The following is a 3699-nucleotide window of genomic DNA, read 5'->3' on the forward strand; positions in this document are numbered from 1 at the left end:
ACAGCCGTGCGCGGGATCGTCGACAAAGAGGACCCCGCACTCATCGTCCCGGAGATCGAGGCTATCGCAACTGACGAACTCGAACGGCTGGAGGCGGATGACTACGACGTGGTGCCGACGGCCCGTGCGACGCGGCTGACGATGGACCGCGAGTGGATCCGTGAGTTCGCCGCCGAGGAGGTGGGCGTTCCCACTAGCGAGTACGCGTTCGCCGACAACCACGAGGCGTACCGCGAGGCGGTCGCGACCATCGGGACACCGGTAGTTGTCAAGCCGACGATGTCCTCGTCGGGGAAGGGGCAGTCGGTCGTGCGCAATCCCGAGGAAGTCGACGCCGCCTGGGAGACGGCCCGAGCGGGTTCACGCTCGGATACTGGTCGAATTATTATCGAGGAGCTTGTGCGGTTCGACTCCGAGTTCACTCTACTGACCGTGCGCCACGACGACGGGACGACGTTCTGTCCCCCCGTGGGTCACACACAGCAGGACGGCGATTACCGGACGAGCTGGCAGCCACACCCACTGACTGACGAGCAACTGTCGGCCGCACAGCGAATGGCCCGCGAGGTAACCGACGGACTCGGTGGGCACGGCATCTTCGGGGTTGAGTTCTTCGTCCAAGACGGCGAGGTGTTGTTCAGCGAGCTCTCGCCACGACCTCACGATACGGGCCTCGTAACGTTGGGCACTCAGCGGCTAAGCCAGTTCGATCTTCATTTGCGCGCGATTCTCGGCCTTCCGGTGCCCGAGGTCACCGTCGAGCGCCCCGGCGCAAGCGCAGCGTTAGTCGTTACCGAGTCTCTTGACCAGCCTGGGTTTCTCGGGGCCGATGAGGCCCTTTCGACGCCCGAGACCGACCTGCGGCTGTTCGGCAAACCGGAGGCATACGCTGGTCGGCGGATGGGCGTCGCCGTGGCGACCGGCGCCGACACTGACACTGCCCGGGACCGCGCCACCACGGCTGTTGGTCAGATCGATGTCGTCGACGACGCCTGATTCGGTCGACTCAATGTCAAGGGTGGTCGGTAGCCAACTTCAATATAACGGCTATACGCCTGCGAGCGGGAAATGCCGGCTTTCGGATCGAGACGCTCGTCGGATGTCCTCGCTCGGTGCGTTGGGCGAACCACGGCGTGTCCGTATGGAGTGGGGACGGCCCGTCGGACTCGATACATCTGCCTCATAATCGAGCAGTAATTTCGTTTGAGACGTTCTGCGCGGCTCCGGGGACCAGGTGTTTCGAGGGGACTGAATCGCCAGCGAAAAACTCGAATCGGTTGCACAGTAGTGTGGGCGGTTAAGTCGTGAGTATGATACTGCCGCAAGGGTTTAATTCGGGGGTAATTCAACCACTCGCCCCGCTCGGAACACGGAGATGAGAGGTCAAGCCCAACCCCTTCGGTTACCGCTCGGTCACGATCTATTCAGTCGTGGGGAGCTGACGCCGCCTGCGCCATGACCGTTCCGAGCGACGAGAAGCGAGCGGCGATCGTATCGCCGGCATCCACAGGGATCGGCTCGGTAAGCGAGCCCGTCGTCACGATATCGCCCGTCTCGAGGGAGTCGCCGCGGTCGACAAGCGCATCGGCGAGCCACGCGACTGCATCGGCGGGATGGCCGAGCACCGCCGCTCCGGTCCCCGTCGCTCGGTGGTCCCCGTTTATCAATACCTCGACGGCTTCGAGCGCGAAATCCGTCGTCGTTACGGGCGTCCCATCACCGAGGAGTAGCCGAGCGGCGAGCGCGTTGTCGGCGATCGCCGCAGGCGCGGTAAAGTCCCAGTCACCGATTCGACTGTCGACGACCTCGATGACGGGAACGACGAACCGGGTCGCCGACAGGACGTCGAGGCGGTCTGCCGACGGATCTAGGTCTTCGCCGAGGACGAACGCGAGTTCCGGTTCGACGCGCGGTTCGATCAACGAGTCGACCTCGAACCGACGGTTCCATCGGATCGTGTCCTCAAGAACACGTCCGTACGCGGGTTCGTCGACCCCGAGATTGGATTGTACGGCCTCGTTCGTGAACCCGACTTTGTATCCGATGACGGGCCCCTCGTCGGACGTTCGGCTCTCAACGAACTCGTCTTGAGCCGCGTATCCATCCGCAACGGTCGGGGCTGACGGCAGCGACCCCGCGTTAATGGGTTCCGCATCGACGTACGCTCGGTGGAGCGTCGCAGCGAGTTGCTCGGAGTCGATCGGCATGGTCCCCTTTTGAGATGGTTTCACTTACGGGTTCGGTTACCACGAGCCGACCGCTGATCACCCCGTACAGCTGGAAGTCAAGCCGGGGTCACGGAACAGCCACCTGCGGCCCCGACCCGGAAGAGACGTGGCGATCCGAGTCGCCGCGCTCGTGAGTCGTTCCGATTGCATAGACCGTTCGGCACGTTCTCAGTTTATCAGGGGCTAATAACAGAAGATAGAATGACCGGTGACAGGATGCCGCCTCCCAGCATTTGAAGTATTTTATTACTACTAAGCATCAATCGGTGAGACGATTCAGTTCTGCAACTGTGATCCGGTACGTGATCTTGTGAGGTCATCGACACGGTCTTCGAGTTCGCCTCGCAGATCTTCGATCTCTCTGTCTTCACTTGCAGCCACCCGTACGCAATAATTTGCGGAGGAATAGAACTATTACGTTCGAGTGAGTACTATCGCGTATGTCACCCGAAGAGGCGTCCAACGACGAACCCGAGTGGGTAGGGACGTGGAAGAAGCACGCGTCGGCGTTCGATCGGGTGAAGTCAGTCACGATGACGCTCTCTGAGCCACAGCCCGCCCCATGGATAGCCGAGGAGGCTGCTGTCTCTCCAAATACGGCGCGGGACCACTTGCATCGGCTCATCGATCTTGGCGTCGTGACGGCAACCGAGAAGGACGGGACCCGTCGCTACTATCCGGACCCACTGTACACCCGGCTTCGGGATGTTCGAGAGTTACTCCGAGGGACGACAAAGCAGGAACTCTCAGAACAGGCCGCTGATTTGAAAAACGACATCGCGGCCTGGGAGACGGAGTACGATGTCCACTCGCCTGACGTGTTACGCGAGCGGGCGACTGCTGACGACGTTTCCGCCGAGCAAGCGTACGAGTTCGTACGGATTGCGAGCGACTGGGAACTCGCCCGATATCGGCTCTCGCTCGTGCAGGACGCCATCGAGAACTACGACACCTGGACGTCGGATCCGTCGTCGATCACGGTATGACGGGCGAGCGGGACACGCCAGAGAACTCACCCGACACCGGCGGTCACCGAACCAGCCACCCTTGTTCTGGTTCCCGTGGGGAACGTGTTCGCTCCGATGGAGGTGCGAATTCCGGGCGGGATCGTCACCGCATCTTACGCGAGTTACGCGGTGAGTTGGTGCGACATCCCGCTGTTCGATCCGTCGAGGGGGAACCGCCGGACGAGTACCGGGAACTACGAGCCGCCCTCAACCCGTCGTGGTTCGGTCGCGGTACAGAGACGGCGTCGCTCCGGGTAACGTGGATCCCGGATCCGACACCCGGCCCCGAAGCATCCGACCGCGCGAACGACACTTGGATTCGAACCCCGATTCGTGCGTACTACACCCTCCATTACAGCCAACCGGACGGGCTCGACTGCGGGTTCCACTGTGAACCGAATCCGCACGTGGATGGGTTGCTCCACTACCAGAAACGGGAGGACGCGAACGACGCGTACACGTAC

The 3699-nt window shown here is 61.9% G+C and carries 3 protein-coding genes and 1 pseudogene; 3 read left to right on the plus strand and 1 reads right to left on the minus strand.

Features of this window, described 5'->3' with window-relative positions:
• Window positions 1-996: formate-dependent phosphoribosylglycinamide formyltransferase (purT, locus tag ACI944_RS13005; protein ID WP_411719459.1), on the plus strand; the 996-nt coding region annotated here is incomplete at its 5' end.
• Between the two features lie 428 nt (window positions 997-1424).
• On the opposite strand, the gene ACI944_RS13010 is transcribed toward purT, so the two are convergent.
• A complete protein-coding gene (locus tag ACI944_RS13010; protein WP_411719460.1) occupies window positions 1425-2207 on the minus strand; it encodes a 2-keto-4-pentenoate hydratase in 783 nt (260 codons plus the stop codon).
• Between the two features lie 461 nt (window positions 2208-2668).
• Here ACI944_RS13010 and ACI944_RS13015 point away from each other — a divergent pair, with 461 nt between their 5' ends.
• Both ACI944_RS13015 and ACI944_RS13020 read left to right on the plus strand, forming a co-directional pair.
• Window positions 2669-3214, plus strand: coding sequence for a winged helix-turn-helix domain-containing protein (locus ACI944_RS13015; protein ID WP_411719461.1), 546 nt, complete (start codon window positions 2669-2671; stop codon window positions 3212-3214).
• A gap of 158 nt (window positions 3215-3372) precedes the next feature.
• Window positions 3373-3699: pseudogene (locus ACI944_RS13020) on the plus strand (hypothetical protein); the annotation flags it as partial.

Origin of the sequence: Natronomonas sp., assembly GCF_046710025.1 — an archaeon.
GTDB lineage: Archaea > Halobacteriota > Halobacteria > Halobacteriales > Haloarculaceae > Natronomonas.

Excerpts from the sequence above, each read along its gene's own strand:
- ACI944_RS13010 (WP_411719460.1), bottom strand. The coding sequence starts at position 2,207 with ATGCCGATCGACTCCGAGCAACTCGCTGCGACGCTCCACCGAGCGTAC.
- ACI944_RS13015 (WP_411719461.1), top strand. The coding sequence starts at position 2,669 with ATGTCACCCGAAGAGGCGTCCAACGACGAACCCGAGTGGGTAGGGACG.